At 66.4% G+C, this 26,507-nt stretch carries 22 protein-coding genes and 1 pseudogene; 12 read left to right on the forward strand and 11 right to left on the reverse strand.

Going from position 1 to position 26,507, the window contains the following annotated elements:
* Nucleotides 1-13 precede the first annotated feature (13 nt).
* The 3 genes from AC1DQ3_RS20405 to AC1DQ3_RS20415 form a co-directional block, all read right to left on the reverse strand.
* Nucleotides 14-1,849: a flavin monoamine oxidase family protein gene (locus AC1DQ3_RS20405; protein ID WP_477121969.1), complete on the reverse strand. Its 1,836-nt coding sequence runs from the start codon at nt 1,847-1,849 to the stop codon at nt 14-16.
* A gap of 36 nt (nt 1,850-1,885) precedes the next feature.
* Nucleotides 1,886-3,250 carry a c-type cytochrome gene (locus tag AC1DQ3_RS20410; RefSeq protein WP_477121970.1) on the reverse strand — a complete coding sequence of 455 codons (1,365 nt, stop codon included), beginning with the start codon at nt 3,248-3,250 and terminating at the stop codon, nt 1,886-1,888.
* A 129-nt stretch (nt 3,251-3,379) separates the two neighbouring features.
* Nucleotides 3,380-3,565, reverse strand: coding sequence for a DUF2970 domain-containing protein (locus tag AC1DQ3_RS20415; protein ID WP_477121971.1), 186 nt, complete (start codon nt 3,563-3,565; stop codon nt 3,380-3,382).
* A 171-nt stretch (nt 3,566-3,736) separates the two neighbouring features.
* Here AC1DQ3_RS20415 and AC1DQ3_RS20420 point away from each other — a divergent pair, with 171 nt between their 5' ends.
* Entirely contained in the window at nt 3,737-5,146 is a 1,410-nt protein-coding gene (locus AC1DQ3_RS20420) for an aminotransferase-like domain-containing protein (RefSeq protein WP_477121972.1), read from the forward strand.
* Between the two features lie 24 nt (nt 5,147-5,170).
* Here the strand turns inward: AC1DQ3_RS20420 and AC1DQ3_RS20425 are convergent, their stop codons facing one another.
* Nucleotides 5,171-6,685 (reverse strand): ABC transporter permease/substrate-binding protein, encoded by a 1,515-nt coding sequence (locus AC1DQ3_RS20425; protein WP_477122036.1) that lies wholly within the window; start codon nt 6,683-6,685, stop codon nt 5,171-5,173.
* 284 nt (nt 6,686-6,969) lie between these two features.
* On the opposite strand from AC1DQ3_RS20425, the gene AC1DQ3_RS20430 reads away from it, so the two are divergent.
* The 10 genes from AC1DQ3_RS20430 to AC1DQ3_RS20475 are packed head-to-tail and all read left to right on the forward strand — an operon-like array spanning nt 6,970 to nt 17,531.
* Nucleotides 6,970-7,968 (forward strand): LysR family transcriptional regulator, encoded by a 999-nt coding sequence (locus AC1DQ3_RS20430; protein WP_477121973.1) that lies wholly within the window; start codon nt 6,970-6,972, stop codon nt 7,966-7,968.
* Nucleotides 7,965-9,461: an NAD(P)-binding domain-containing protein gene (locus AC1DQ3_RS20435; RefSeq protein WP_477121974.1), complete on the forward strand. Its 1,497-nt coding sequence runs from the start codon at nt 7,965-7,967 to the stop codon at nt 9,459-9,461. Before AC1DQ3_RS20430 ends, AC1DQ3_RS20435 begins: the two co-directional genes overlap by 4 nt.
* Nucleotides 9,458-10,444 carry an ABC transporter permease gene (locus tag AC1DQ3_RS20440; RefSeq protein WP_477121975.1) on the forward strand — a complete coding sequence of 329 codons (987 nt, stop codon included), beginning with the start codon at nt 9,458-9,460 and terminating at the stop codon, nt 10,442-10,444. The genes AC1DQ3_RS20435 and AC1DQ3_RS20440 overlap by 4 nt, the downstream gene beginning before the upstream one ends.
* Entirely contained in the window at nt 10,441-11,373 is a 933-nt protein-coding gene (locus AC1DQ3_RS20445; RefSeq protein ID WP_477121976.1) for an ABC transporter permease, read from the forward strand. Before AC1DQ3_RS20440 ends, AC1DQ3_RS20445 begins: the two co-directional genes overlap by 4 nt.
* On the forward strand, nt 11,370-12,380 hold the full coding sequence (locus AC1DQ3_RS20450) for an ABC transporter ATP-binding protein (RefSeq protein WP_477121977.1): 1,011 nt from the start codon (nt 11,370-11,372) through the stop codon (nt 12,378-12,380). Before AC1DQ3_RS20445 ends, AC1DQ3_RS20450 begins: the two co-directional genes overlap by 4 nt.
* The gene (locus tag AC1DQ3_RS20455) at nt 12,377-13,414 is read left to right on the forward strand and encodes an ABC transporter ATP-binding protein (RefSeq protein ID WP_477121978.1); all 1,038 of its coding nucleotides are present in this window, start codon (nt 12,377-12,379) and stop codon (nt 13,412-13,414) included. The genes AC1DQ3_RS20450 and AC1DQ3_RS20455 overlap by 4 nt, the downstream gene beginning before the upstream one ends.
* 48 nt (nt 13,415-13,462) lie before the next feature.
* Nucleotides 13,463-15,037, forward strand: a complete 1,575-nt coding sequence (locus tag AC1DQ3_RS20460) for an ABC transporter substrate-binding protein (protein ID WP_477121979.1) — start codon at nt 13,463-13,465, stop codon at nt 15,035-15,037.
* Between the two features lie 12 nt (nt 15,038-15,049).
* Nucleotides 15,050-16,369 (forward strand): acyl-CoA thioester hydrolase/BAAT C-terminal domain-containing protein, encoded by a 1,320-nt coding sequence (locus tag AC1DQ3_RS20465; protein ID WP_477121980.1) that lies wholly within the window; start codon nt 15,050-15,052, stop codon nt 16,367-16,369.
* A gap of 44 nt (nt 16,370-16,413) precedes the next feature.
* The gene (locus tag AC1DQ3_RS20470; protein ID WP_477121981.1) at nt 16,414-16,944 is read left to right on the forward strand and encodes a CMD domain protein; all 531 of its coding nucleotides are present in this window, start codon (nt 16,414-16,416) and stop codon (nt 16,942-16,944) included.
* Nucleotides 16,941-17,531: a peroxidase-related enzyme gene (locus tag AC1DQ3_RS20475; RefSeq protein WP_477121982.1), complete on the forward strand. Its 591-nt coding sequence runs from the start codon at nt 16,941-16,943 to the stop codon at nt 17,529-17,531. Before AC1DQ3_RS20470 ends, AC1DQ3_RS20475 begins: the two co-directional genes overlap by 4 nt.
* Nucleotides 17,532-17,593: 62 nt before the next feature.
* Here AC1DQ3_RS20475 and AC1DQ3_RS20480 read toward each other — a convergent pair.
* Both AC1DQ3_RS20480 and AC1DQ3_RS20485 read right to left on the reverse strand, forming a co-directional pair.
* Nucleotides 17,594-17,671: pseudogene (locus AC1DQ3_RS20480) on the reverse strand (IS6 family transposase); the annotation flags it as partial.
* A 123-nt stretch (nt 17,672-17,794) separates the two neighbouring features.
* A complete protein-coding gene (locus AC1DQ3_RS20485; RefSeq protein WP_477121983.1) occupies nt 17,795-18,016 on the reverse strand; it encodes a DUF2188 domain-containing protein in 222 nt (73 codons plus the stop codon).
* On the opposite strand from AC1DQ3_RS20485, the gene AC1DQ3_RS20490 reads away from it, so the two are divergent.
* The gene (locus tag AC1DQ3_RS20490) at nt 18,015-18,482 is read left to right on the forward strand and encodes a hypothetical protein (protein WP_477121984.1); all 468 of its coding nucleotides are present in this window, start codon (nt 18,015-18,017) and stop codon (nt 18,480-18,482) included. The genes AC1DQ3_RS20485 and AC1DQ3_RS20490 overlap by 2 nt on opposite strands.
* 411 nt (nt 18,483-18,893) lie before the next feature.
* Here the strand turns inward: AC1DQ3_RS20490 and AC1DQ3_RS20495 are convergent, their stop codons facing one another.
* From AC1DQ3_RS20495 to kdpB, 5 genes are all read right to left on the reverse strand, one after another.
* Nucleotides 18,894-20,138 (reverse strand): cation:proton antiporter, encoded by a 1,245-nt coding sequence (locus tag AC1DQ3_RS20495; protein WP_477121985.1) that lies wholly within the window; start codon nt 20,136-20,138, stop codon nt 18,894-18,896.
* Nucleotides 20,139-20,262: 124 nt separating this feature from the next.
* On the reverse strand, nt 20,263-20,964 hold the full coding sequence (locus AC1DQ3_RS20500) for a response regulator (RefSeq protein ID WP_477122037.1): 702 nt from the start codon (nt 20,962-20,964) through the stop codon (nt 20,263-20,265).
* 42 nt (nt 20,965-21,006) lie between these two features.
* Nucleotides 21,007-23,682, reverse strand: coding sequence for a DUF4118 domain-containing protein (locus AC1DQ3_RS20505; protein WP_477121986.1), 2,676 nt, complete (start codon nt 23,680-23,682; stop codon nt 21,007-21,009).
* Between the two features lie 77 nt (nt 23,683-23,759).
* A complete protein-coding gene (gene kdpC, locus AC1DQ3_RS20510) occupies nt 23,760-24,329 on the reverse strand; it encodes a potassium-transporting ATPase subunit KdpC (protein WP_477121987.1) in 570 nt (189 codons plus the stop codon).
* Nucleotides 24,330-24,385: 56 nt separating this feature from the next.
* Nucleotides 24,386-26,503: a potassium-transporting ATPase subunit KdpB gene (gene kdpB / locus AC1DQ3_RS20515; RefSeq protein ID WP_477121988.1), complete on the reverse strand. Its 2,118-nt coding sequence runs from the start codon at nt 26,501-26,503 to the stop codon at nt 24,386-24,388.
* Nucleotides 26,504-26,507: the final 4 nt, after the last annotated feature.

Raw genomic sequence — 26,507 nt, forward strand, 5'->3', positions numbered from 1 at the left:
TCCATCGCTGAAATCAGCCGGCCAGCTCCCCGATCGCCCGCCACGCCTGGTCGATGGCCGCGGTCAGCGAAGGACTGCCTGCACTGTCGCTATTGGCGATCACCACATTGCCCGCGCTGGCGCGCGAGCGGTCCAGCACGGCCTGCGCTGCCGCCGCCTCCTCGAACAGGCTGTTGGGCATATAGCTGTAGCCGTGCGCCCAGCGGTTGACGGTGATGCCCCGGATGACGTCCTTGCCGGCAAAACCGCCGGGGGCCAGCATGCGGTCGAGCTGGCTGCGGACCCCCTTCTCCATCTCGCTGAACGGCGTCCCCAGCAGGAAAGCCCGCCCGGCACGAAAGCGCTCGCGCGCCTGCATGCCGCTGTCCGGCACGGTGGGCACATAGAGCATATGCAGCACCACGGGATCGGCCGGGCGGGCGCCGGCCGGTTTTTCCAGCCATAGGTCGGTGTAGGCCATGGTGGGCGCATGAATGCGGCTGACCTTGAGCGCCTCGAAGGCGCGCCAGTTGTCCAGCGCCACCTTGGTGTAGACCACGGGCGCCTTCACGTCCGAGCGCAGGGCTTGCTTCTGGGGGACGGGCAGGCCGGGCATGATGAACGGGATCATCATGTTGTAGCCGGCCAGCACCACGTGCGCGGCCTCCACGCGGTGCAGGTTGCCGCTCCAGCCATAGGTCACGCGCGTGATGCGCTGGTCCGGCTCGATGGCGATGGCCGTGCTGTTCAGGCGTACCCGCACCTTCGAATCGTCGGTATCGAGCCGGCTGTAGTCGAAGGCCGCCGCACCAATGTCGTCCGGGCTGCCGGCCTTTGCCACGCCAGGGACCATGTTCTGCACCAGCAACCGTGCCAGCGTGGCATTGCCGTCGGCAAACCAGAGCTTCGATGCCGGCGACTTGCCAAGGCGTGGATTGAGGCCGGGCGGCGGCATGTTCCTGCCAGCCGGCAGGCCGATGGCCAGCGCGTCGAAGACGGACACGCCATCGGCGTCCAGCGCATAGGCATCGTTGCTGCGGCTGCGGAAGAAGCGCTGGCCGTCCAGTCCCAGGCCCGCCTTCTCGCGCAGGAAGGCCGCGTAGGTGGTGCGCTTCAGGTAGGCCAGCCGCTCGCCTTCGCCCATGCCCGCCAGGTAATCCGTGCTGCCATCGGCCAGCCGCGCCAGCGCATCGCGGTCTTGCTGCGGCAGCGGCGTCTTGTCGAGGAAGGCCTTGAAGGCCGCGGCATCGGCCGGCTGTGTCCCGGCATTGCGGGCATCGATCAGGCTGGCGAACGGATCGCCGGCGAGCAGTTGGTCGCGGCCGAAATGCTCCGCGTCGAAGAACACCGAGCGGCCCATGCCCAGTTCGCGATACGGGTCGCGTTCGGCGGCTTGATGGCGCTTGGGATCCACACCGAGTCCGGCCAGCAGCGTGGCGACCGCGCGGCTGTCGAGCGCGGTCGGCGGCATCTCGGCACTGCCGCCGTACGTCACCAGCCTCTGCCCGCGCACGGTGAACTCGTTGCGCTTGGCGTGGCCACCGAAATCGTCGTGGTTATCGAGGATCAGGATGCGTTTGCCGGCGCCGAAGCGGCGCTGGTAGAACCAGGCCGCCGCCAGCCCGCTGAGGCCACCGCCCACAACCACCAGGTCGAAGACTTCGCGCGCCATCACGGCGGGGTACCTGGCGCCCTCGCGGGCCAGGCTGTGCGCCAGCGTGTAGGTGCCCGCATGGTTGCCGCGCAGTCCGGTCAGTGCCGGCGGATAGCCGGCGCCGCGTTCAGCAGCCTGTAATAGCCGGGACGGCGCCAGCCCCGCGGCGATGGTGAGTGCGGCGCCGTTGAGAAAGTCTCTGCGCGTGATGGTCATGGCAATATCCGTTCGCTTGATTCGAGTGGCGCTGGCTCAACGGGTGTCCGGGGTGTCCCGCTGGCGGCCGAGTCCGGCGCGGCGCGCGGCTACCGTTCCCTCGGCCACCGGGCTGGCGCGATTGCCCCACCCGGTCCGGATAAAGGTCAGCACGTTCGCCAGTTCCTGGTTGTCCAGCGTCCAGCCATAGCCGGGCATGTGGTAATCGGTGGCCGCGGTGCCCACCTGCGCGGTCACGGCGCCGTTGAGCAGCAGGTTGGCCAGCGACGACGGATCGGGATCCACCACGGTGGGATTGCCCGCCAGCGGCGGGAAGACGCGGGCAAAGCCCTGGCCGCCGGCACCATGGCAAGGCATGCAGAATTCGGCGTACTGGCGCGCGCCGGTGGCGTCGAAACGGCCCTGCGCAAGCATTTCGGCAGTGCCGGCGTCATGGACGAATGGCGTTTCGTCGCTGCGCGCGCCCGGTATCGACTTGAGGTACACGGCAACGGCATCCAGGTCCGGGCGGCTCATGAACTGCGTGGACGATGCGATTACCTCGGACATCGGCCCGAATGAGGTCGCATGCGCGTTGCGGCCGGTGCGCAGGTATTCGGCAATGTCCTCGCGTGACCAGGCGCCCAGCCCGGTGCGTGGGTCGCCCCGCAGGTTGGTGGAGGCCCAGTCCGCCACGCTGGCGCCGGCCAGGAAATGCTGGCTGCGTGCGTCCAGGCCCTTCTCGGCCATCAGTGTGCCGCGCGGCGTATGGCAGGCGCCGCAGTGCGCCACCGCCTGGACCAGGTAAGCGCCACGGTTCCACGCGACGCTCTGGCTGGCGTCGCTGCGTACCGGGCCGGATTCGAGGAACAGCCAGTTCCAGACGCGCAGCAACCAGCGCATGCCGAACGGCCAGCGCATCTCAGGCTCGGCGGTTTGCTGCCGCACGGCTTTCACTTCGGTGCGCAGGTAGGCGTAGAGCGCCCGCACGTCCGGCTCGGCGAGCCTGGCATACGACGGGTAAGGCATGGCGGGATAAAGCCGCTTGCCGTGTTTCGCCACGCCCTCGCGCAGTGCGCGGTCGAACTCTTCGAATGTGTAGGCGCCGATGCCGCTCTCGGCATCCGGCGTGATGTTGGTGGAATAGACGGTGCCGACGCCGGTCTTCAACGGCAATCCGCCAGCAAAGGGCGCGCCACCGGGGCTGGTGTGGCAGGCGGCGCAGCTGGCTACCCTGGCCAGGTAGCGTCCGCGCTCGATCTGCGATGCACCAGGTGCGTCAGCCGCCGGCGCGAGGCATGGCGCCAGCAACAGGGCAACGACGGCGGCGCTGGCGCCACGGCGTGATCTGCGCGCGAACCGGGAAATCGTGCCGGCAAAGGCGGCTGCGGTAGCGGAAAACCGCCTTGTGGCAAGGCTCATGGGGCTGATTGTCGTTTTTCCATGCGGCGAACGTGCGCAGCCCGCGCGCGGCGGGCGGGGCTTCGTGGTTGCCGGCCTGGGCGGCCCTGCGGATGCGGGATGGATTTGAGGATTTGACGCGCCCGCGCTTCAGGCGTGGGTCACCGCCCAATGCGCCAGCGACACAAGCAGCAAGACCAGCCCCGCCGCCAGCGCCACGCCGGTCAGGATCAACGGCACCGGCCGCACCGCCTGCAGGTCGCGCATATGCTCCTGGCCCTTGCGCAGGCCAAAAAATCCCCACAGCACCGTCATCACCAATCTCAAGGGGTTCATTTCGTTCTTCCTTGCTTGCTTGCGTGCCAGCCGCCGCGCGGCCGTGCTGCGGGATGGCTTTTACTGGGTACAGGGGCATTATGGCCGTGGCTGACAAGTAATAACAGAATCAGATCTGCGATAATTTTGCATATCAGTTTGCCGGTCGAGCATGAATCGCCCCCCTCCCCCATGAAGCGCTACGAAGAACTGGCGGAAACGCTGGCCAGGGACATCCGCGGCGGCAACCTGCCGCCTGGCACCAAGATGCCGTCCATCCGCAAGACCGTGGCGCAGTACGGCGTGAGCCCCTCCACCGCGTTCCAGGCTTACTACCGGCTGGAGGAACGCGGCCTGGTGCGGGCGCGCGAGCGCTCCGGCTACTACGTGACGGGACCGGTGGGGCGGCCGTTGCCGCAACCGGTGGTAAGGCGCTCGCACGAGGTCTCGACCGACGTCGATATTTCCAAGCTGGTGTTCGCGGTACTCGACGCCGCGCGCGATCCGCAATTGATCCAGCTCGGCTCGGCCTTCCCTTCGCCCGAGCTGTTCCCCTGGGAACGGCTCGGCAAGTCGCTGGCCCGCGCCGGGCGCGAGCTCGATCCCTGGTATTCCGTGAACGACATGCCGGCCGGGCACCTGGCCCTGCGCCAGCAGATCGGCTTGCGCTACCTCGGCGCGGGCGCCCCGCAACCCACCGAGGAAATCGTCGTCACCAATGGTGCGCTCGAGGCGCTCAACCTGTGCCTGATGGCCGTGACCCAGCCCGGCGACGTAGTGGCCATCGAGTCGCCGGGCTTCTATGCCGCGCTGCAGGCGCTGGAACGGCTGCGCCTGCGCGCGGTGGAGATTCCGGTAGACCCGCGCGAAGGCATCGACCTGGACGCGCTGGACGCTGCCCTCAAGCACCACCCGATCAAGGCCTGCTGGTTCATGACGCAGTTCCAGAACCCGCTGGGCGCCAGCATGTCCGAGGCCAGAAAACAGGAGCTGGTGGCCTTGCTGGCGCGCCACCGCGTGCCGCTGATCGAAGACGATGTGTACGGCGAGTTGTACTTCGGCAACCGCTGCCCCCTGCCCGCCAAGGCGTTCGACCAGGAGGGGCTGGTCATGCACTGCAGCTCGTTTTCCAAGACGCTGGCGCCGGGCTTCCGGGTAGGCTGGGTGGCGCCCGGGCGGTTTGGCGAGGCGATCCAGCGGCTACGGCTGATGACCACGCTGTCGGCGGGCGTGCCCACCCAGGTCGCGCTGGCGGAATACCTGCAGAACGGCGGCTACGACAAGCACCTGCGGCGCTTGCGGCATCTGCTGGAGATGCAGCAGGGCCAGCTGATTGCGGCCATTGGCCGGCATTTTCCTGAATCGGTACGCGTTTCGCAGCCCGCCGGCGGGTACTTCCTGTGGGTGGAGTTTGCCGAAGGCTTCGATGCGCTGGCCTTGCACCGCGCCGCGCTCAAGCATGGCATCGGCATTGCGCCGGGTCCGATCTTTTCGGCGCGGCAAGGCTACCGCAATTGCATCCGGCTCAACTATGGCCACTTGTGGAGCGACGCGGTGGAGTCTGCGGTGGCGAAACTGGGCGAACTGGCGAAGGCGCAGTAAATGCCGGTGCGGGCCGCGATCCTGTCAGCCCGCCGTCCGCCCGTGCCGTCCCAGATACCATTCCCCCAGCTCGAATCCTCCCTGCACCACCAGCGCGAGCACTGCGGCGGGGATGGCGCCCGCCAGCAGCAGCACATGATCGTTCAGCGCCAGCCCGGTGGCGATGCGCTCGCCATAGCCGCCGGCGCCGACGAAAGCGGCGATGGTAGCGGTGCCTACGCTGATGATGGCGGCAGTCTTGATGCCGGCCAGCAGCACTGGCATCGACAACGGCAGTTCGACGTACCGCAGCACCTGGCCGGACGTGAAACCCAGCGCGTGCGCCGCCTCGCGCATGCCCGCCGGCACCTGCTGCAGGCCGGTCAGCGTATTGCGCACGATGGGGAGCAAGGCATAGAGGAACAGCGCCACCATGGCCGGCCATACGCCGATGCGCCCCAGCAACGGAATCAGCATGGCCAGCAAGGCCAGCGACGGCACTGTCTGCAGCACGCTCACCGCGGCCATCAGGACCTGCCCCAGCCGCCGCCGGCGCGCGGCTACGATGCCCAGCGGCACGCCCAGCAAAGTCGCCGCGCCGACCGCGCCCAGCACCAGGGCCAGGTGGCGCCAGGTCAGGCGCAACGTGTCGCGGCCAAACAAGGTGCCGGCAAGTCCGGCCCGGGGCGCCGGCAAGGCCCCTTCCTTTGCATCTGCCAGGCCGGCTCCGCCATTTGCCAGGAAGGCGTGCGCCACAGTGGCAAAGGATTGCCCGTCCAGCTCCGCCGAGGCGTTCATGGCGATCATGTCCGCCGCGCTCACCTTGCCGGCCAGGCCCGTCAACGCTTGCCATTCGGCGGGAAAACGCTGCGGCAGGTCGAGCCGGTAGAGCACCACGGCGTCATAGCGCGGGAAGTAATGCCGATCGTCGGTCAGTACGCGCAGGCCGTATTTACGGATCTTGGCGTCGGTGGAATAGATATCGATGGCATCGACCTGCCCGTTGGCCAGGGCTTCATAGGCGACGCCGTGGTCGAGCCCAACCGGATGCTGGCGCATGCCATAGCGCCGCGCCAGGCCAGGCCAGCCGTCCGCCCGGCCGAGAAATTCATGCGATAGCCCCAGCCGCAACCGCGGCTGCGCGGCCAGGTCGACCAGCCCGGACACGCCAAGCTGGCGTGCCTTGGCCTCCTCCATGGCGAGCGCATAGGTGTTCTCGAAGCCAAGAGGAATGCCCGCCGCCAGGCCCAGCGGCGCCAGCGCCTGATTGATCTGCGCCAGGCTGGCGCCGGGCAGCAGCTTGAGGATTTCGCTGGAGACGGTGCCGGTGTAGTCGGGATACAAGTCGATGCTGCCGGCCTTGAGCGCCTCGAACACGATCGCCGTGTTGCCAAGGCCCGGCGTGTGCTGCGCGCTGCCATGGGCGGCCGCGGTCTGGGTGAGGATCTCGCCGAGGATGTAGGACTCGGTAAAGCGCTTGGAGCCGACCCGCAAGGTGTCGGCGTGCGCGGCGCCGGCGGGGGAGAGCAGCCACGACCCGGCCAGTACCCAGCACAGCATCGCGGCCAGCCAAGGCCTGGCCCGGCGCGGGTTTCCTGATCGCAATTTCAAATGGAACGTTCTCCAGAGTCCGGTGCGGGCAAGCTTGCCTTGCCCCGCCTGCCAATGCCCGAGGGCACCAATCATCCATCACATGATACGTGCACCGCTTCGGCAGCGATGCCAGGCATCAGGCCCACTGTTGCGCAGCGCATGTGCACAGGCAAAATAGTATTTGCAATTCGGATGCTGAGTGGGTGAGAATCCATAAAACGCATACATAGCATCGACAACATCTCGCCCCTATGGAAATCCGGCAACTGGAAGCTTTCGCGGCAGTCATGACCAGCGGCAGCGTAACCGCCGCTGGCCGCCTGCTGGGCCGCTCCCAACCGGCGATCACGCGCCTGATCCAGGAGCTGGAGAGCGAGATCGGCTTTGCGCTGTTCGCCCGCAGCGGGCCGCGCGTCAGCCCTACCGAGCGGGGCTTCCTGCTGTACGAGGAAGTGGAGCATGCGCTGGTCGGCCTGCAGCAGATCCGCGCCCGCGCCGCGGAAATCGCCCGCGAGGAAAACCGCTCGCTGCAGATCGCCGCGACGCCGGCGCTGGCGGCTGGGCTGCTGCCGCTGGCGCTCGCCGGCCACCGGCCGGATCATGCCGATCCCGGCGGCCAGGCCTGCCACATCCATATCAACAGCGCCTCCCCCGAAAAAGTCGTGCATTCGGTGCTGACCGGCGCGGCCGAGATCGGCCTGGCCAGCCTGCCGCTGGAGCACCGCGGCGTCACCGTGCACTGGATCGGGCAGGCTGCCTGCGTCGCCGCGGTACGCGCCGACGATCCGCTGGCAGCGCGCGCCACCATCCCGCTCGCGGCCTGCAGCGGGCGCCGCATCGTCACCATGCAGAACCCGTACCGGTTGCGCCGCCGCCTGGACGAGGCGTTTGCGCGTGCCGGGGTGGAGCCGGCGGCGCTGATCGACACCAATTCCTCGCTCAATGCGCTCACCGCGGTGCGCGCCGGACTGGGCATCGCGGTGCTGGAGCCAGTGACCGCGCGCGGCGTGCCGCTGGCGGATATCGTGGTGCGCCCGATCGATGCCGACATTCCCTTTTACTTTGGCGTGATCACGCCCCAGACCCGGCCCGCCAGCGCGACGGTGCTGGCGCTGATCGATACGCTGGCCACCGCGGCGCGCCAGTTGCTGCCCGATTTCACCCAGCGCGGCCCGGAGCAGCATGGCGCGCTGCTGCAGGCACTTTACGGTGATGCCGCCTCCCAAGACACCGAACACATCGACCTATGAACTTGCCCGCTGACGCCATCCCGGCACGCTCCGCCGCAGCCGAAGGCCTTGCCGCGCTGGAAGCGCGTTTGCGCCAGGACCTGTCCTGGCTGGAACTGCCCGCCAGGAACTGGACGGTGGCACGCGCGCATGACGGCGAGCCGGTGCTGGACGTTGCCGTGATCGGCGGCGGCATGGCCGGCATGGCGGCGGCGGCCACGCTCAAGCACCTGGGCATCGACGCACGCATCTTCGACCGTTCGCCGGACGGCTTCGAAGGCCCCTGGGCCACCACGGCGCGCATGGAGACGCTGCGTTCGCCAAAGCAGCTGACGGGACCGGCGCTGGGCCTGCCCGCGCTGACCTTCCGCGCCTGGTTCGAGGCCCAGTTCGGCACCGCCGCCTGGGACGCCCTGGACAAGATCCCGCGCCTGCAGTGGATGGATTACCTGCGCTGGTACCGCCAGGTGCTGGAGCTGGACGTACGCAACGAGCATGTGGTCGAGCGGGTGCTGCCGCGCCCCGATGGGCTGGTGGCGCTGGAAATCCGCTCGCCCGCCGGTGCGCAAACCGTGCTGGCGCGCCGCGTGGTGCTGGCCACGGGCCGCGACGGCCTGGGCGGCGCGCATGTGCCGCCCTTTGTCCAGGCCCTGCCGCGCGCGCGCTGGGCGCATTCGAGCGATGCGTTCGATTACGGCACCTTGCGCGGCAAGCGCGTGGGCGTGGTCGGCGCCGGCGCCTCCGCCATGGACAGCGCCGCCACCGCGCTGGAAGCGGGCGCCGCCAGCGTCGACCTGCTGATCCGACGGGCCGATATCCCACGTATCAACAAGGGCAAGGGAGCAGGCAATCCCGGCCTCACGCATGGCCATCCCGGCCTGCCCGACGACTGGAAATGGCGCATCCGCCATTACATCAACGCGCAGCAGGTGCCACCGCCGCGCGGCAGCACATTGCGGGTTTCCCGACACGAGAACGCCCGCTTCAACCTGGGCTGCCCGATCGAGCGCGTCGAGCAATCCGGCGATGCGCTGCTGGTGCATACGCCAAAGGGGGCGTTCGAGCTGGATTTCCTGATTGTTTCAACCGGGTTCCGCATCGCGCTGGAAACGCGCGAGGAATTCGGCGCCTTCGCCGGCCAGATCCGCTACTGGCGCGACCGCTACACGCCGCAGCAGGGGCAGGAGGATCAGGAACTGTCGGATTCGCCGGACCTTGGCCCGGCCTTCGAATTCCTGGAGAAGACGCCGGGCGCTTGCCCCGGCCTGTCGCGCATCCACTGCTTCTGCTATCCGGCCGCGCTGACGCACGGCACGGTGTCGGGCGATATACCCGCCATCAGCGATGGCGCCAAGCGTCTTGGCCAGGGTATCGCCGCCCTGCTTTACCAGGAAGACGTGGCGCAGCACTACGCCAACATGGAAGCCTTCGCCGAACCCGAAGTCTTCGGGGACGAGTGGGTGCCGGCCGGACCGCCGCCGGCCATTCCTGCCGACGCGGCGAACGCATCATGAGCCGCTGGCCGATCCGATGGCTGGCGCGGCGGCTGGCGCAGTCGCTGCTGGTGGTGCTGGCGATGACGGTGATCGTGTTCGTCGGCCTGCACGCGATCGGCAACCCGGTCGATATCCTGATCGGCCAGGACGTGGACCAGATCGAGCGCGCCCGCATCATCGCCCGGCTGGGGCTTGACCAGCCGCTATGGCGCCAGTACCTGTCCTTCCTCCACGGCGCCCTGCGCGGCGACCTGGGCAATAGCCTCGTCTATAACGTGCCGGCCATCCAGCTGATCCTGCAGCGGCTGCCGGCCACACTGGAGCTGGCGGTGGCTGCGCTGCTGCTGGCCGTGCTGGTGGGTGTGCCGCTCGGGCTGTTTGCCGGCCTGTATCCCGAACATCCGCTGTCGCGCGTGCTGATGACCGGCAGTATCGTCGGCTTCTCGCTGCCGACATTCTGGGTGGGCCTGATGCTGATCATGGCATTCAGCGTGCGGCTTGGCTGGCTGCCCTCGGGCGGGCGAGGCGCCACCGCCGAATGGCTGGGCGTGCAGTGGTCCTGGCTCACCGCGGACGGCCTGCGCCATATGATCCTGCCTGCGATCAACCTGTCGCTGTTCAAGGTCTCGCTGGTGCTGCGGCTCACCCGCGCCGGCGTGCGCGAAGTGCTGCCGCAGGACTGGGTCAAGTTCGCCCGCGCCAAGGGCCTGTCGCCGCAGCGCGTGGTGCTGGGCCACGTGCTGCGCAATACGATGATTCCGCTGGTGACGGTGCTGGGGCTGGAATTCGGCTCGACCATCGCCTTCGCGGTGGTGACCGAGAACATCTTCGCCTGGCCCGGCGCCGGCAAGCTGATCCTGGACAGCATCAATTCGCTGGACCGGCCGGTGATCGTTTCCTACCTGATCGTGGTGGTGTGCCTGTTCGTCACGCTGAACCTGATCGTGGACATTCTCTACAAGCTGCTCGATCCGCGCGTGCGGCTGGAGACCGCCGCATGAGCGTCATCGACAAACCGGTTGCGGCTGCACAAGCCGCCCCCCGGGCACTGCGCCGCGAGTCGCCATGGCGCCGTGTGGCGGCGGACTTCTTCGCCTCGCGTACCGCCGTGTTCGGCCTGGTGCTGCTGGCGATCCTGGTCCTGGCGGCGATCTTCGCGCCGCTGGTGACGCCGCAGAATCCCTACGACCTGATGCAGCTCGACGTCATGGACGCCCGCCTCGCGCCCGGCACGCCGAGCGGCACCGGCACCTACAGCTACTGGCTGGGCACCGACGGCCAGGGGCGCGACATCTTCTCGGGCATCCTCTACGGGCTGCGCATCAGCCTGACCGTGGGCGTGGGCTCGGCGTTGATCGCCGGGGTCATCGGTACCCTGCTCGGCCTGCTGGCCGCTTATGCCGGCGGCCGCGTCGACAGCGTGATCATGCGCACGGTGGACCTGCTGCTGTCCTTTCCGTCGATCCTGGTGGCGATGATGATCCTGGCCTTCCTGGGCAAGGGCGTGCTCAACGTGGTGCTGACGCTGGTGATCCTGGAATGGGCTTACTACGCCCGCGCCGCGCGCGGCCAGGCGCTGGTGGAGAGCCGGCGAGAGTACGTGGAAGCGGCGCGCGGCCAGGGCATTTCCAGTTGGCGCATCGTGGTCGGCCATATCCTGCCGAACTGCCTGCCGCCGCTGATCGTGATCGGCTCGCTGCAGGTGGCGCGCGCCATCACGCTGGAGGCCACCCTGTCCTTCCTTGGCCTGGGCGTGCCGGTCACCGAGCCCTCGCTCGGGCTGCTGATCGCCAATGGCTACCAGTTCATGCTGTCCGACGAATACTGGATCAGCTTTTTCCCCGGCATCGCGCTGCTGGTCACGGTGGTTGCCATCAACCTTGTGGGCGACCGCCTGCGCGACGTGCTCAACCCGAGATTGCAGAAATGACGGCGCCAGTCATCGACAACGCCGTGCCGACGCTGGAAGTCCGCCATCTGCGCACGCACTTCGAAACCCGCGCCGGCGTGCTGCCCGCGGTGGACAACGTCTCCTTCACCGTGCCTCGCGGCCGCATCCTCGGGCTGGTGGGCGAATCCGGCTCGGGCAAGTCGGTCACGGGGTTTTCCATCATGGGCCTGGTGGACGCGCCGGGGCGCATCGTCGGCGGCGAGATCCTGTTCCAGGGGCGCGAGCTGACCAGCATGCGGCCGGCCGAACTGCGCCAGTTGCAGGGCAACCGCATCGCCATGATCTTCCAGGACCCGATGATGACGCTGAACCCGGTGATGCGGGTGGACGCACAGATGATCGAGGCCGTACGTGCCCATAGCCCCGCCAGCCACAAGCAGGCGCGCGAGCTGGCGCGCGACACGCTGGGCATGATGGGCATCCCGAGCCCGGATGAGCGCCTGCGCGCCTATCCGCACCAGCTCTCCGGCGGTATGCGCCAGCGCGTGGCGATCGCCATCGCCATGCTGCACCGGCCCGACCTGATCATTGCCGACGAGCCCACCACCGCGCTGGACGTCACCATCCAGGCGCAGATCCTGTCCGAGGTGCAGAAGCTGGCGCGCCAGCACGGCACGGCGCTGATCTGGATCACGCACGATCTCTCCGTGGTGGCCGGGCTGGCCGATGAAGTGGCCGTGATGTACGCCGGCCGCATCGTCGAGCAAGGCCCGGTCGATGCCGTGCTCGACCATCCGCTGCATCCCTACACGGCAGGCCTGATCGGCAGCCTGCCGAGCCTGAACAAGCGGGGCCAGCGGCTGCGCCAGATTCCCGGCATGACGCCCAACCTGCTGACGATGCCGCCCGGCTGCGCCTTCGCGGCGCGCTGCCCACGCGTCTCCGACGCCTGCCGGCAGGCGCCGGCGATCACGTCGCCGGAAGCGTTGCGCCAGCTGCGTTGCTTCCATCCGGGCCAGCCGGCCGTCACCGCGGAGCTCGCATGAAGCCGACTGAACACGCCGCCGGCGAGCAGCCGAAGCTGCCCGCCCTCATTGACGCCCGTCAGCTCGCCAAGCGCTTTGGCGAACAGCATCCTGGCCGCCTGGGTCGCGCGCTGCAGTGCCTGGGCTGGTCGGAACCGTCACCGGTCACGCACGCGGTAGACGGCGTCGACCTGCAGATCCGCCGTGGCGAAGTGGTTGGCCTGGTTGGCGAATCCGGCTGCGGCAAGTCCACGCTCGGCCGCATGGTGGCCGGTCTGCTGGCGCCGTCGGCGGGGGAAATCCGCGTGGACGGGCAAAACGTCGAAGGCCTGGACGCCGGCGCCCGCCGCGCCTTGCGCCTGAAGATCCAGATGGTGTTCCAGGATCCCTACGCCAGCCTGAACCCGCGCTTGCGGGTCGACCGCATCGTCGGCGAAGGCGCGCGCCTGCACGGGCTGGTGGACGCGGCCGGCTTCGACGACTATGTCAGTGCCCAGCTGGAACGCGCCGGGCTGGACCCGGCCCTGCGCCAGCGCTACCCGCACCAGTTCAGCGGCGGCCAGCGCCAGCGCATCGGCATTGCCCGCGCGCTGGCGGTGCAGCCGGAGCTGCTGGTGTGCGACGAGGCGGTGGCCGCGCTGGATGTCTCGATCCAGGCGCAGGTGCTCAACCTGTTCATGGACCTGCGCGAGCAGCTTGGCCTGACCTACCTGTTTATCAGCCACGACCTTGGCGTGGTGGAGCATGTGTCGGACCGCGTGGTCATCATGTACCTGGGCCGCGTGGTCGAGAGCGCGCCCACCGAGGAGATCTTCCGGCAGGCCAACCATCCGTACACGCAGGCGCTGCTGGCGGAAATCCCGCGGCTGGACTCGCGCCACAAGACCTTCACTGCCATCAAGGGCGAGATTCCCAGCCCGCTGGCGCCGCCGCCGGGCTGCCATTTCCATCCGCGCTGCCCGCATGCCATGGCGCGCTGCCGGACCGAGGTGCCGCGCCTGCGCGGCATTGCCGTGAACCATTTCAGCGCCTGCCACTTGAACGACGGCAGCTGAAGCCTGGCGCAGTCCCATCCATTCCCATCGCCCCGAGGAAATCCAACCATGAAACGCCTGCTGTCCCTCTCGATCAGCGCCACCGTAGCGGCCATGCTGTGCGCCGGTGCCGCGTGCGCGCAGTCGCTGTCGATCGCCTTCGCCGATCCGCTGTCCTCGCTGGACCCGCAACTCAACAATCATGCCGGCGACCGCTCCGTGGACCTGCATTTCTGGGACTTGCTGGTGGAGAACAAGGACAACAAGCTGCAGCCGGGACTGGCGCTGTCGTGGAAGGCGCTGGATGACAAGACCTGGGAATTCAAGCTGCGCCGCGACGTGAAGTGGCAGGACGGCAAGCCTTTTGGCGCCGAGGACGTGATCTTCTCCTACCAGCGCGCGCGCAGTGTGCCGGGCAGCGTGGCTTCGTTCTCGGGCTACCTGCGCACCGTGGAATCGGTGACTGCCAGGGATCCGTACACCCTTGTCGTCAAGACCAATATCCCGAACCCGGACCTGCCGCTGAACCTGGCCTCGATCCACATCGTCAGCAAGCACGTGGGCGAGAAGGCCAGCACCGAGGACTACAACAGCGGCCGCGCCGTGGTCGGCACCGGCCCATACAAATTCATCTCCTACACGCCGGGCGACCGCGTGATGATGGCGCGCAACGACGGCTACTGGGACGGCAAGCCGGCCTGGCAGCAGGTCAACTACCGCTATATCAACAACGGACCGGCCCGCACCGCCGCGCTGCTGTCCGGCGACGTCGATGTGATCGACAAGGTTTCGGTGTCCGACCTGGCCAAGCTCAAGCAATCGCCCAACGTCAGCGTGTTTCCCTACGCCGGCCTGCGCGTGATGCTGCTGCAGCCGAGCTTCAAGCCCGGCCCCAACCCGTACATCACCGACAACGCCGGCAAGCCGCTGGACAAGAACCCGCTGCTGGACGTGCGCGTGCGCCGCGCGCTGTCGCTGGCGATCAACCGCCAGGCCCTGGTGGGCCGCATCCTGCAGAACACCGCGAGCGTGGCCAACCAGTGGATGCCCAAGAACACCTTCGGCTACAACCCGGAGGTCAAGGACATTGCCTACGATCAGCAGCAGGCCAGGAAGCTGCTGGCCGAGGCGGGTTTCAAGGACGGCTTCAAGCTGACCATCCACGCCCCTAACGACCGCTATCCGCAAGGCCCCGAGACCGCCCAGGCCGTGGCGCAATTCTGGACCCGTATCGGCGTCACGACGCAGGTGGAAGTGGTGCCCTGGTCGGTGTATGCGGGCCGCGCCAACAAGAATGAGTACGCGGTCAGCATGCTGGCCTGGGGCAATGGCACCGGCGAGGCCAGCTATGCGCTGGTAAACGTGCTGGCCTCGGTGGATGCCAGGAAGGGCCTGGGCGCCTCCAACTGGGGCCACTACAGCAACCCGGCGGTGGACAAGGCGCTGGACGAATCCACCGCCGAGTTCGACGTGCCCAAGCGCGAGGCCATCCTGCGGCGCTCGGTCAAGCTGGTGTCCGACGACGTGGGCGTGCTGCCGCTCTTCCACTACCAGAACATCTGGGCCGCCAGGAAAGGCCTGAAGGTGGCGCCGATGACCAGCGACCGCACCGCGGCGATGATGGTCACGCGCGACGGCAAGTAAGGCGGAGCGGGTATGGCACTGCTCACCATCACGCCAGCCGACGACCTGATCGACGTTGCCCGCCGGATTGCCGTGTCGGGCCTGCGCCCGGGCGAAATCGTCAGCATTGCCGCGCGCACGGTGCGCGGCCGGGAGATTCCCTGGGCGAGCGAGGCGGTGTTCGTGGCGGACGCCGCGGGCACGGTCGACCTGGAGCGCGACGCGCCTTCGTCCGGCAGCTACGCTGGCGTCAGCCCCATGGGCCTGCTGTGGTCCCAGCGCCCGGTCGACAGCGACAGCCGCGAACAATTCCACGCCGATGCCACCCGGCCGCTGGTCGCCGGTATCACGGTGCGCACGGTGCGCACGGATGGCGGCGAGGTCCGTGGCGAACTGGTGCAGCGGCTGGCGGCCGCCGGCGTGACCCGCCAGGAAGTGCGCGAGGACGGCCTGGTCGGCACGCTTTACCTGCCGGCCGGCCCCGGCCCGCATCCGGCAGTCATGGTGCTGAATGGCTCCGGCGGCGGCATCAACGAGCCGCGCGCCGCGCTCTATGCTTCGCGCGGTTACGCGGCGCTGGCACTGGCCTACTTCAAGGCCCCCGGGCTATCGGACTATATCTCCAACACACCGCTGGAATACTTCGAGCGCGGCCTTCGCTGGATGCGCGAGCGGGTGCGGCCGGCGCGCGATTTCATCGCCTTGTCGGGCCAGTCGCGCGGCGGCGAGCTGGTGCTGCTGCTTGGCGCGACCTTCCCGGAACTGGTCTGCGCGGTGATCGGCTACGTGCCCGGCGCGGTGGTACATAGCGCGCAGAATGCCGCCGACCCCGCCATCGGCCGCGAAGGCCCGGCCTGGCTTCACCACGGCAAGCCGCTGCCGCATGTGTGGGAGAACAACCGCACCGCGAGCTGGGCGCCTTTCGACGAAGGCCCGGCGCCGCACCGGCACGAACGCGCCATCCTGACCGCGCTGCAGGATCCCGACGCGGTGGCGCGCGCCCGCATCCGCGTGGAAGACATCCGCGGGCCGGTCATGCTGCTGTCAGGCACCGACGATGGCTCCTGGCCTTCCAGCCTGTATTCGCGCATGGTGGCGGACAAGCTGGCCGAGGCCGGGCATCCGCATCACGTCGAACACCTGGATTTCGAAGCCGCCGGCCATGCCATCCTCTTCCCCTATGTGCCGACCACGCAGATGGTCTACGCGCATCCGGTTTCCAGGCGCATCAGCACCACTGGCGGCACGCCGGCGGCCAACGCGATGGCGGACGAGCAATCCTGGAACGGCGTGCGCGCATTCCTGGGGCGCGCTGTCGCCAGCCATGCCGGCCGAGCCAAGGTCAGCGAATGACTAATCCCCCGAGTCAAGACAGAGAACAAGACAGAGAACAAATCATGACCCAAGCCAACCCAGCCACAGCCGACGTGGTGGACCGCGTTGCCGGCCTTGCCGCCGGCTCCGCCACCCATGCGCTGCGCCATCAGCGCGACAAGGTCGCCGTCGCCACGCAAGGCAGCTACGACGCGCTGTTCGATCCCGCCCTGCCCGGCCTGCCGCTCGTGCAGCGCCTCCTGGTGGCGCTGTACGCCGCCCGCCTGACGCCCGCGCCGGCGCTGATGGCGCATTATCGCGAGCGCCTCGCCGAAGCCGGCGCCGATGCCGCGCTGGTCGCCGTGGCCGAACAAGGCGATCCCGCCTCGCTGGCCGACACGCGCCTGCGCGCCATTCTCGCCTTCACCCGCACGCTGATCGAGAATCCCGTAGGGGGCGACGAAGCCGCCCTCAAGACGCTGCCTGCCGCCGGCCTGGCCACACCTGACGTGGTCACCCTCGCCCAGCTGATCGCATTCCTGTCCTACCAGGTACGCCTGGTGGYCGGCCTGAAGGCCCTGAAGACACTGCAATCCGAGGAGGCCGCGGCATGAGCGCACCGATCAAGATCCAAGGCTTCACCAACGAAGTCCTCGACTGGAAGGCGTGGCTGGACGTGGTCAAGGTTGACCAGGCCACGCCCGAACAGGTCGCGGTGCTGGAGGAAAGCCACCCCAAGGCCAAGGTTTCGGACTACTACCTGTTCCTGGTGCACCAGCCCGAGATCCTGCGCCAGCGTTCCACCGCCTTCAACGCCATCATGTACGCCCCGGGCGGCATGGCGCGCGCCGAGCGCGAACTGGCCAGTACGGTGGTCTCGCGCGTCAATGGCTGCGTGTATTGCGCGTCGGTGCATGCGCAGCGTTTCGAGCAACTGGCCAAGCGCAACGATGTGATCTCGCAGGTCTTCGAGGACCCGCAAACGGCCGGCACCACCGCGCGCGAGCGGGCGATCTCGCGGTTCTCCATTGCGCTGACCGAGCGGCCGGATACGGTCGATGCCGACAGGCTGCGCGCGTTGCGCGAGGTGGGCGTGAGCGATGCGGAGATCCTCGACCTGATTCACTCGGTCGCAATCTTTGCGTGGGCGAACCGGTTGATGTTGAATCTGGGGGAGCCGGTGTTTCCGGTTGAGGCGTAGGCTCGCTGCGGGCAAGGATGCGCCAGCGATCAGGTCTTCGGCCAGCGCCCGACGCTAGCGCTCCCCAGCATCGGCCGCGGTCGCCGTTTGATGGCCCGATGATCCTGCTCGACGATGTTGTTCAGGTACTTGCGTTGCCGATCCTGATCGGTGGAGTTTCGACGGAGGCTGTCTGGCCTTGAGGCTGGCAAGCATGCCATCACATCGGCAGTGGTCTCGCAGCCGTCAGCAGCCTTGGGCTGCTTCTGCTTCGTTTGAGTTGACTAACCCGAGGTGGAAGTCGGATCGTGGCTGAAGCCACGGCGGGTGCATATCCGGCCGTCGCGAGCGTGGATGACAAGTTCGACGCTTTCGTGCCGAGCTTGCACCGCCCCGGCAGCAATCGCCATCGCCTGCGTCCCATGATGCGACTCAGCATACCTTGCGCCTTCACGAATGACGTCCCAACCCTCTCTGTACGGCTTGATGTGGATATCGCTGTCCATGGCAGTCTCGAGCTTCAAGGAAGTAGATTCGATTCTTGTGATCGGTGCGCATGCGCTTCTCGTGGAAGCCTGCTCACTGGCTGCTGGTGCCAGCCAGCCTTTGGTCCGCCACGCTGCCGTTTGCGTCCAACCGTTCGTTCAGGAAAAGGGCGTCTGGGCGGATGGTGCCGGCTGTCGACGTTGGCACCCATCATTCCCTGGAGCGTTGCATTGGACCGCGCGTGCAGGCATGGAGTCGCCTCCCATGCGGGAAAAGTCGGCTCCAGTGGCTCGCATGCTCGTCCACGAGTTCCTCGGCGTGGTCGAACCCGATCGTCGGAAGCGCTGTTACGATGGCGTGCATTGCGGCATCATGCACCCCGTGCTCGAGTTCGATATGCACGGTAGTTTGGCCCAGGCGGCAGTCGATCACGACAACATAGCCGCGAGCCAGGGGTCCGAGGACCCTATGCAACCACTGACGTAGCGCGAGCACCTGGCCCGATGTCACGGCGAGGCGCAACCGAATCCAACGATGAGCGGTGCCAGGGGCATCCCCATGGGCTGGTGTGGAGCGCCCGATATCGTTGCCCGTGTGCCGGCGCGGAACTGAGGCAAAGGCGACTGCCAAGCTCGACTGTTGCATGGGTCTTGCGCCGGGGAGGCGCGGCTCATCTGTGAATGGCTGAATGGTAGGAGGAGCGACGTCAAGTTGATGCAACATTGCCGGTGCCTTGTATCAAAAAGCTATCAAGAGCCAACAGGCCATGCCTAGCCCAAGCCGCCGCAGGCGTTTCTTCATGTACTCGAAGAAACGTTCATCCTCTCCAGTTGGCCGTCCATCGACGTTGGACATGATCTGCAGCCGCGGCTCCAGCCAGAGTTCCCAAGGAGGCTGCTACCGCCCTTGCAGGCGTGCCTGGGTACGCCTGGCAAGCCATCCGATGGTCAGGCCCTGAGTAAATGTGGAGAAGATGACATTACCGTAGGTCAGCATGAGGACAATATCGCGCTCACGCCCAGGCGGCAGGGAAAGCGCTAGCGCAATGGAGATGCCGCCGCGCAGCCCGGCCCATACCAAAAGAGGCGCAGTCCTTGCTGGCAGCCGAAAGGCCGCGCTCATCAATGCAACGGGGACACCGACGGTCAGGATTCGAGCAGCAAGTACGATCAGGACGGTGGCCGGTATGGCAATCCAGGCACGCGTTCCTGCGTGCACGGAGACTGCCTCCAGCCCGATCAGCGTGAACAGAATCGCGTTGAGCGCAACATCGATCAGCTCCCAGAATGTGTCGATGTTGCCCCGCGTGGTAGTCGACATGGCCTGCTCTCGTCCCTCGTTTCCCAACAACACACCTGCCACTACCATCGCGAGAGGGCCCGAGACGCCGATGTTCTCCGCAACCGTGTATCCACCGATCACGGCCGCGAGTGTCAACAAGACTTCGACCTGATAGCGGTCAATGCTTCGCATCAGAAAAAAGGTGGCGCCGCCAATTGCACCACCAAGGAGCAAACCACCAAACGCTTCACGAGAAAAGTCGGCGACAAGCAACCAGGCAGAAGGCAGTTCAGGAGCGGAAGCTAGCTGCGCAAAGATGGTGAAGAGCACGATGCCAACCCCATCGTTGAACAGCGACTCCCCGGCGATAGCCGTCTCGACGTTCCCGGGTACCTTGGCCCGTCGCAAGGCGCCCAAGACCGCGACGGCGTCGGTGGGCGCGACAAGCGCTCCAAAGACAAAACAGTAGGAGAACGATAGCTGGACGTTGGCGAACTGGAGCGCCCAGTATGTCGCGAGCCCAATGAGAAACGCGGAGGCCGCCGTTGCCACCACGGCCAGGAAGCCAATCTGCCATGCATATTGCCGCAGCCTGCGTCCATCGACATGAAGCGCGCCAGCGAACAGCAGGAAGGACAGCATGCCCTGCAGCAGTAGCTGACTGAAGTCGAGCACCGACAGCCACCGGGATACGGGACCGCGTAAATCCGCAATCTGCAGACCGTCACACGCTATGAACACAAGCGAGCACGAGAGAGCGATCGCGGCGACGCCGATGGTCATCGGCAGGCGCGTGACCCGTTCATTGAGATAGGCGAATCCCGCCGCCGCGACGACTAGCAGAGCGATTGTGTCGATCATGACGTACTTTACTCGAGTTGTTCCAGGCGGACAGGCAGGTTTGTAAGTCGTACCGTTCTCGTTCCGGGAAGCCATTACGCCAAGGGAGCCCGCCCCGATCGCATTCTTGCTCGGGTCCGTGTTCTCAATTCAGACCTACGAGCCTGTACCCTACAGCCAACTCGGTAATGAAATGACGAGGATTTGCGGGCTCCGCTTCCAGCTTTTGCCGCAGATTGCCCATGTAAATCCGCAAATAGTGAGCGCGCCCGGAACTATTCGGTCCCCACACTTCGAGCAGCAGGTGGCGGTGCGTCAACACGCGGCCATGCCCTCTGATCAAGGCTACCAGCAAGTGATATTCGGTTGGCGTCAGTCGTACCAGATTGCCTTGGCGCCTCACTTCCCGACTCGCCAGATCCACCGCCACTTCGCCGAAGTTCACCATCCCGGCGTGTTCACTGCCGGCGATTACGGTACTGCGTCGCAATTGCGCCCGGACTCGAGCCAGCAGCTCCGGCACGCCAAAGGGTTTCATCAGGTAGTCGTCGGCTCCCGCGTCCAATGTTGCCACCTTATCCTCTTCGCGGTCACGGGCCGACAGCACGATCACGGGGGCATGTGTCCACGCACGGAGTTCCGAGATAAGTTCGCAGCCATCGCGGTCGGGCAGGCCGAGATCGACAATGAATAGCTCGGGCTGTCGGCCGGCGGCCTCAACCAGCGCACGTGCCACGGTCTCGGCTTCGAACACGCTGTAGCCCTCCGCGGAAAGTGAGGTGCAGACAAAGCGCCGGATCTGGGTATCGTCTTCAACGACCAGGATGCGGGCGGCGGTTTTCATGATGCGTGTGCGGTTGATGTCGCGAACTGTCGAACGCGTTTCAGATCATGCTTCGTCGAGGGTCAGGGACGCGCTGAATGGCAGCGTGAAGACGAAGCGGGCTCCGCCCTCGCTGCGGTTTTCGGCGTGCATGCGGCCACCGTGAGCTTCGACGATCGCGCGGCAAATGGTCAGGCCGAGGCCGACGCCGGGCTGGGCAGATTCGCTCTCGCCGCGCTCGAACTTGGCAAACAGCATTTCCTCGCGCCCGGTTGGCAGCCCGGGGCCATTGTCGTCCACGGTCACGCGAAGCACGCCGTCACCGACGGTGGAAGACACCACTATCTCACTACCCGGGGGGGTGTACTTGGCCGCATTCTCCAACAAATTCACCAAGACGCGTTCAATCAACACCGGATCGAATTCGCACAGCGGCAGATCGGCAGGCAGTCTGGCGCTTACCTTGTGCCCGGCCAGCAACGATTCGAGTTGGCGCCGAGCCGAACCCAGTACTTCCTCCAGCGACTGCCAGTCGCGCTTGAGCTTGACTGCGCCAGCTTGCAAGCGCGCCATATCCAGCAGTTTTCCGACCAGCTCAGCGATTCCGTGAGCCTTCTGGCCTACGGCCAGGGCTAGCTCCTTTCGGGTCTCCAATGGCAAATTGTCCTCGCCCAATGTATCGGCCAGGCCGACGAGTGCCGTCAGCGGTGTGCGCAAGTCGTGGGAAACGGCAGCCAGCAAACTGTTGCGCAACCGCTCACCTTCCATCTGGAGCAGTGCATCCTGTGCTACCTCGACAAAATGCACTCGCTCGAGTGCCAGCGCAATTTGCGCGGCACAGGTGTCGAGCAGGCGCATGTCTTCCGGTGTATCGAACAGCGCCACGTCAGCCGGCTGGATGGTCAGGACGCCCCGGGTGCGGATCGGCGCCTTCAGCGGCAGGTATCGGGCAGTTGCTGACGGCAGCGTATTGGTGCCCTGGCCGGCCGGTTGCTGGTGGTCGTAGACCCATTGCGCCACGCTATTGTCGATCAGCGCCACCGTGGCAGGATCGGACGCCTCGTGAGGCTCGCGTATACGCTCCTGGCTGTCGGGCAGCAGCAACGCCGATCTGGCATGAAAGATGGTGCCAATGCGGTCGACTGCGATGCCGACGATCTGCTCGGTGGTCAGGGCCGCCGAGAGCTGCTGCGCCAGCCCGGCCAACTCGGCGGCTCGTCGTTCGCGCACGCGGGCAATCTTGGCTTCGAAGCGCAATTGCGCGGCCAGCTGACCGATCACCAAAGCCACCAGGAGCATCAGGGCAAAGGTGAAGAAGTATTGGGTGTCATTGACTGTGAAGGTGAACTTGGGTGGGACGAAAAAGAAATCAAAGCCCACCACCGACAACAAGGCAGCCAGGGCACCGGGGCCACGCCCGTAGCGGATGGAGACCCCAACCACCGCGAGCAGGAACACCATCACCACATTGGCCAGCTCAAACACTGAAAGCAGGCCCGCCGTCACTACCGTAGTGGCCACCACGATGACCGTGGCCGCACCGTAGCCGCGCCAATCCAGTTGACCTAGCGGCACGCGCCGCTCCTCGACCGGCTGCGCCGTTTCATCGACGCCGACCAGGTAGAGGTCGAGCTCGGCCGCCCGTTCCGCCAGCCGGTCAGCTAGCCCGGGCAGTAGCTTGCGGCGCCAGCCTGCCATGAGCCGATGGCCGATCACCAGCTTGCCAGCATTGCGCCCCTTGGCGTAGGCCGCCAGCGTGGCGGCAGCATCGCTGCCTGCCAGCGTGGCGGTCTCGGCGCCCATCTCCTCGGCCAGCTTGAGCGCGCTCAGCACGCGCGCACGGCCGGCGGCCGGTAGTCGTTGCAGCGCCGGCGTTTCGACATAGACGGCAATCCAGTCGGCTTGCAGCTTGGCAGCCAACCTGGCGGTAACGCGGACCAGTTTTTCGCCGCTCTGGCCAGGGCCAATACAGGCAACCAAGCGCTCCTTCGCCTGCCAGACGCTGGCGATGGCCCGGTCAGCCCGGTAGGCCCGCATCTGCGCATCGACGCGATCAGCGGTGCGCCGCAGCGCCAGTTCCCGCAGCGCGATCAGGTTGCCCTTGCGGAAGAAATTCCGGGTAGCCCGCTCGGCTTCGTCGGCCAGATAGACCTTGCCGGCAGCAAGCCGGATCAGGAGTTCGTCGGGAGGAAAATCAACCAGCGTCACCTCGTCGGCGGCGTCGAACACGCGGTCGGGTACGGTCTCGCGCACGCGAATGCCGGTAATCGAGCCGACGACATCGTTGAGGCTTTCGAGGTGCTGCACATTGAGCGTGGTGTAGACGTTGATACCAGCGGCCAGGAGTTCTTCGACGTCCTGCCAGCGCTTCTGGTGACGGCTACCCTCAACGTTGGAGTGCGCCAGTTCGTCCACCACGATCAGCGCTGGCTTCAGCGCCAGCGCGGCGTCGAGATCGAACTCGGCCAGCATCCGGTCCCGGTAGGCAATCTTGCGCAACGGCAGCACGGGCATGCTATCGAGCAGTACGGCGGTCTCGGCCCGGCCATGCGTTTCCACCGCACCGATGATCGGATTCACGCCATCGGCCTGCTTCTGCCGGCACGCCTGCAGCATGGCGTACGTTTTGCCGACACCAGCGCAGGCGCCGAAGAATATCTTCAGCTTGCCGCGCGCGGCGGCCTGCTCCTCTTCCCTGATGGCTTCGAGCAGACGGTCGGGATCGGGGCGATCGGCGTCCATGGTCCAGCTCCTCGTTCCGGAAACGGCTCCCCTTCAGGCGCAGGGGCCGAATTCCACGGACCTAGTGGATATGCGGATCAAGCCTTGTCGAGTGCCAGGTTCAATTTGAGCACGTTCACGGTGCTATCACCGAAGATGCCCCAACTGGGGCTCTCCACGTACTGGTCCACCAACTGCCTGACTTTGGCAGGCGCCAAGCCGCGGGCCTTGGCGACACGTTCGACCTGATAGTAGGCTGCTGCCGGTGAGATATGCGGATCGAGGCCGGAAGCGGACGCCGTCACCAGATCTATGGGCACCGTGCCAGTCTGGTCCGGGTGCGCGGTACGGACTGCCTCGACGCGTGCCTTGACTGCATCAACCAAAGCCGGGTTGGTCGGGCCGAGGTTTGAACCGCCCGAGGCCGTAGCATTGTTCGGCATCGGTGCGGTGGCCGAAGGCCGGCTCCAGAAGTAGCGCATGCCACTGAATGATTGGCCGATCAGTTCACTACCGACTATCTCGCTGCCGTGTTTGATCAGGCTGCCCGCCGCCTGATGGGAGAACAGCAGCTTCGCCACGCCGGTGACCGCAGCCGGATAGAGCAGGCCCGTCACGGCACTCAGCAGCAGGAACAGTGTCACAGCCGGCCGGATCAGGGATTTCATGAGCAAAACTCCTTGCCGAGTCCTCTGCCACTCGGCTGGGTCAGGTCTCCCGGCGCCTACGCGACACCGATGAGTCCAAGCACAACATCAATCAGCTTGATGCCGATGAACGGCACGATCAGGCCACCGACGCCGTATATCAACAGATTCCGACGCAATAGCGCATCGGCGCCGAGCGCCCGGTATTTCACCCCCTTCAGGGCCAGTGGAATCAAGGCAATGATGACAACCGCATTGAAGATCACCGCCGACAGGATGGCCGACGCCGGGCTGTAGAGATGCATCACGTCCAGCACCTTCAATGATGGATAGGTGACCGCGAAGGCGGCCGGGATGATGGCGAAGTACTTGGCCACATCGTTGGCCACCGAGAAGGTGGTCAGCGCGCCGCGCGTCATCAGCATCTGCTTGCCCGTCTCGACGACCTCGATGAGCTTGGTGGGGTTGCTGTCGAGATCGACCATATTGCCGGCCTCCTTGGCTGCCTGCGTACCGCTGTTCATCGCCACCGCCACGTCAGCCTGGGCCAAGGCCGGGGCATCATTGGTGCCGTCGCCGGTCATCGCCACCAGCCTGCCATCGGCCTGGTGGTCGCGGATCAGCTTGAGCTTGTCTTCCGGCCTGGCCTCGGCGAGGAAGTCGTCGACGCCAGCTTCAGCGGCAATGGCGGCCGCAGTCAGACGATTGTCGCCGGTGATCATGATCGTCTTGATGCCCATGACACGCAGTTCGGCAAAGCGCTCCTTGATCCCCCCCTTGACGATATCTTTCAGTTCGACCACGCCCATGACGCGCGGGCCATCGGCCACTACCAGCGGCGTGCTGCCGCGGCGGCCGATCTGGTCGACCTGATCGGCGACGCCCTCCGGGTAGTGACCGCCCACGGCAAGCACATGGGCTCGCACCGCGTCGGCAGAACCCTTGCGGATATGACGCTCGCCGATGTTGACGCCGGACATGCGGGTCTGCGCGGTAAAGGGAAGGAAATGGGCATCATGCAATTCGCGACCGCGCAAGCCGAACGCCTCCTTGGCGAGCACGATGATGGAGCGCCCCTCCGGTGTTTCGTCCGACAGCGAGGCCAACTGGGCGACATCGGCCAGTTCCCGGTCCGACACTCCCGGTGCCGGCAAGAAGGCGCTGGCCTGCCGGTTGCCGAGCGTGATGGTACCGGTCTTGTCCAGCAACAGGACGTCGACATCGCCAGCGGCCTCCACCGCGCGCCCTGATGTGGCAATCACGTTGGCCTGCAGCATGCGACTCATGCCGGCCACGCCGATGGCGGAGAGCAAGCCGCCGATGGTAGTGGGAATCAGGCACACCAGCAACGCCACCAGCACGGTGATGCTGACCGGGCTGCCGGTGCCGGCAGCGTTGACGCCATATAGCGAGAACGGCAGCAGGGTCACGGTTGCCATCAGGAAGACCAGCGTCAGCGCCACCAGGAGAATCGTCAGAGCAATCTCGTTTGGCGTCTTCTTGCGCTTGGCGCCTTCCACCATGGCGATCATCCGGTCGAGGAAGGCCTCCCCCGGATTGGCAGTCACGCGAGCGATGAGCCAGTCGCTCAGCACGCGCGTGCCTCCAGTAATGGCGGAAAAGTCGCCGCCGGATTCGCGGATCACCGGAGCCGATTCGCCAGTAATGGCGGATTCGTCCACCGAGGCGACGCCCTCCAGCACTTCGGCATCCGCCGGCACTATCTCGCCGGCCTCAATCAGCACAATGTCGCCGCGGCGCAGGCTGAGGGAGTCCGTCACCGAGACCTGTGCATCGCGCCGGGCATGGTCAAGCTTCTTGCTCATTACGTTCCTGCGGCTGCCGCGCAATGCCGCTGCCTGGGCTTTGCCACGACCTTCGGCCAGCGCTTCGGCAAAGTTGGCAAACAACACGGTGAACCACAACCAGGCGGAGACGGCAAAGATAAAGCCGGCGGGTGCCTCGCCGCGGCCGTAGACGGCCTGGATGCCGAGCAAGGTGGTCAGCACACTGCCCACCCAAACGACGAACATCACCGGGTTCCGGAGTTGCGCGCGCGGCGACAGCTTGCGGAAGGACTCCGCGACGGCTGGCTTGACCAGGACCGGGTCGAATAGCGGTAGCGAGCGCACCGTGCGGTCGCCGGTAGTGTGGCCTGCCTGCGAAGGCGGTTCAGGCCTCGTCGTATCGTTCATGGCC

The sequence above is a fragment of the Cupriavidus sp. 01T418 genome (genome assembly GCF_056398885.1).

Excerpts from the sequence above, each read along its gene's own strand:
- AC1DQ3_RS20405 (WP_477121969.1), bottom strand. The coding sequence starts at position 1,849 with ATGACCATCACGCGCAGAGACTTTCTCAACGGCGCCGCACTCACCATC.
- AC1DQ3_RS20410 (WP_477121970.1), bottom strand. The coding sequence starts at position 3,250 with ATGAGCCTTGCCACAAGGCGGTTTTCCGCTACCGCAGCCGCCTTTGCC.
- AC1DQ3_RS20415 (WP_477121971.1), bottom strand. The coding sequence starts at position 3,565 with ATGAACCCCTTGAGATTGGTGATGACGGTGCTGTGGGGATTTTTTGGC.
- AC1DQ3_RS20420 (WP_477121972.1), top strand. The coding sequence starts at position 3,737 with ATGAAGCGCTACGAAGAACTGGCGGAAACGCTGGCCAGGGACATCCGC.
- AC1DQ3_RS20425 (WP_477122036.1), bottom strand. The coding sequence starts at position 6,685 with ATGCTGTGCTGGGTACTGGCCGGGTCGTGGCTGCTCTCCCCCGCCGGC.
- AC1DQ3_RS20430 (WP_477121973.1), top strand. The coding sequence starts at position 6,970 with ATGGAAATCCGGCAACTGGAAGCTTTCGCGGCAGTCATGACCAGCGGC.
- AC1DQ3_RS20435 (WP_477121974.1), top strand. The coding sequence starts at position 7,965 with ATGAACTTGCCCGCTGACGCCATCCCGGCACGCTCCGCCGCAGCCGAA.
- AC1DQ3_RS20440 (WP_477121975.1), top strand. The coding sequence starts at position 9,458 with ATGAGCCGCTGGCCGATCCGATGGCTGGCGCGGCGGCTGGCGCAGTCG.
- AC1DQ3_RS20445 (WP_477121976.1), top strand. The coding sequence starts at position 10,441 with ATGAGCGTCATCGACAAACCGGTTGCGGCTGCACAAGCCGCCCCCCGG.
- AC1DQ3_RS20450 (WP_477121977.1), top strand. The coding sequence starts at position 11,370 with ATGACGGCGCCAGTCATCGACAACGCCGTGCCGACGCTGGAAGTCCGC.
- AC1DQ3_RS20455 (WP_477121978.1), top strand. The coding sequence starts at position 12,377 with ATGAAGCCGACTGAACACGCCGCCGGCGAGCAGCCGAAGCTGCCCGCC.
- AC1DQ3_RS20460 (WP_477121979.1), top strand. The coding sequence starts at position 13,463 with ATGAAACGCCTGCTGTCCCTCTCGATCAGCGCCACCGTAGCGGCCATG.
- AC1DQ3_RS20465 (WP_477121980.1), top strand. The coding sequence starts at position 15,050 with ATGGCACTGCTCACCATCACGCCAGCCGACGACCTGATCGACGTTGCC.
- AC1DQ3_RS20475 (WP_477121982.1), top strand. The coding sequence starts at position 16,941 with ATGAGCGCACCGATCAAGATCCAAGGCTTCACCAACGAAGTCCTCGAC.
- AC1DQ3_RS20490 (WP_477121984.1), top strand. The coding sequence starts at position 18,015 with ATGGCAGTCTCGAGCTTCAAGGAAGTAGATTCGATTCTTGTGATCGGT.
- AC1DQ3_RS20485 (WP_477121983.1), bottom strand. The coding sequence starts at position 18,016 with ATGGACAGCGATATCCACATCAAGCCGTACAGAGAGGGTTGGGACGTC.
- AC1DQ3_RS20495 (WP_477121985.1), bottom strand. The coding sequence starts at position 20,138 with ATGATCGACACAATCGCTCTGCTAGTCGTCGCGGCGGCGGGATTCGCC.
- AC1DQ3_RS20505 (WP_477121986.1), bottom strand. The coding sequence starts at position 23,682 with ATGGACGCCGATCGCCCCGATCCCGACCGTCTGCTCGAAGCCATCAGG.
- kdpC (WP_477121987.1), bottom strand. The coding sequence starts at position 24,329 with ATGAAATCCCTGATCCGGCCGGCTGTGACACTGTTCCTGCTGCTGAGT.
- kdpB (WP_477121988.1), bottom strand. The coding sequence starts at position 26,503 with ATGAACGATACGACGAGGCCTGAACCGCCTTCGCAGGCAGGCCACACT.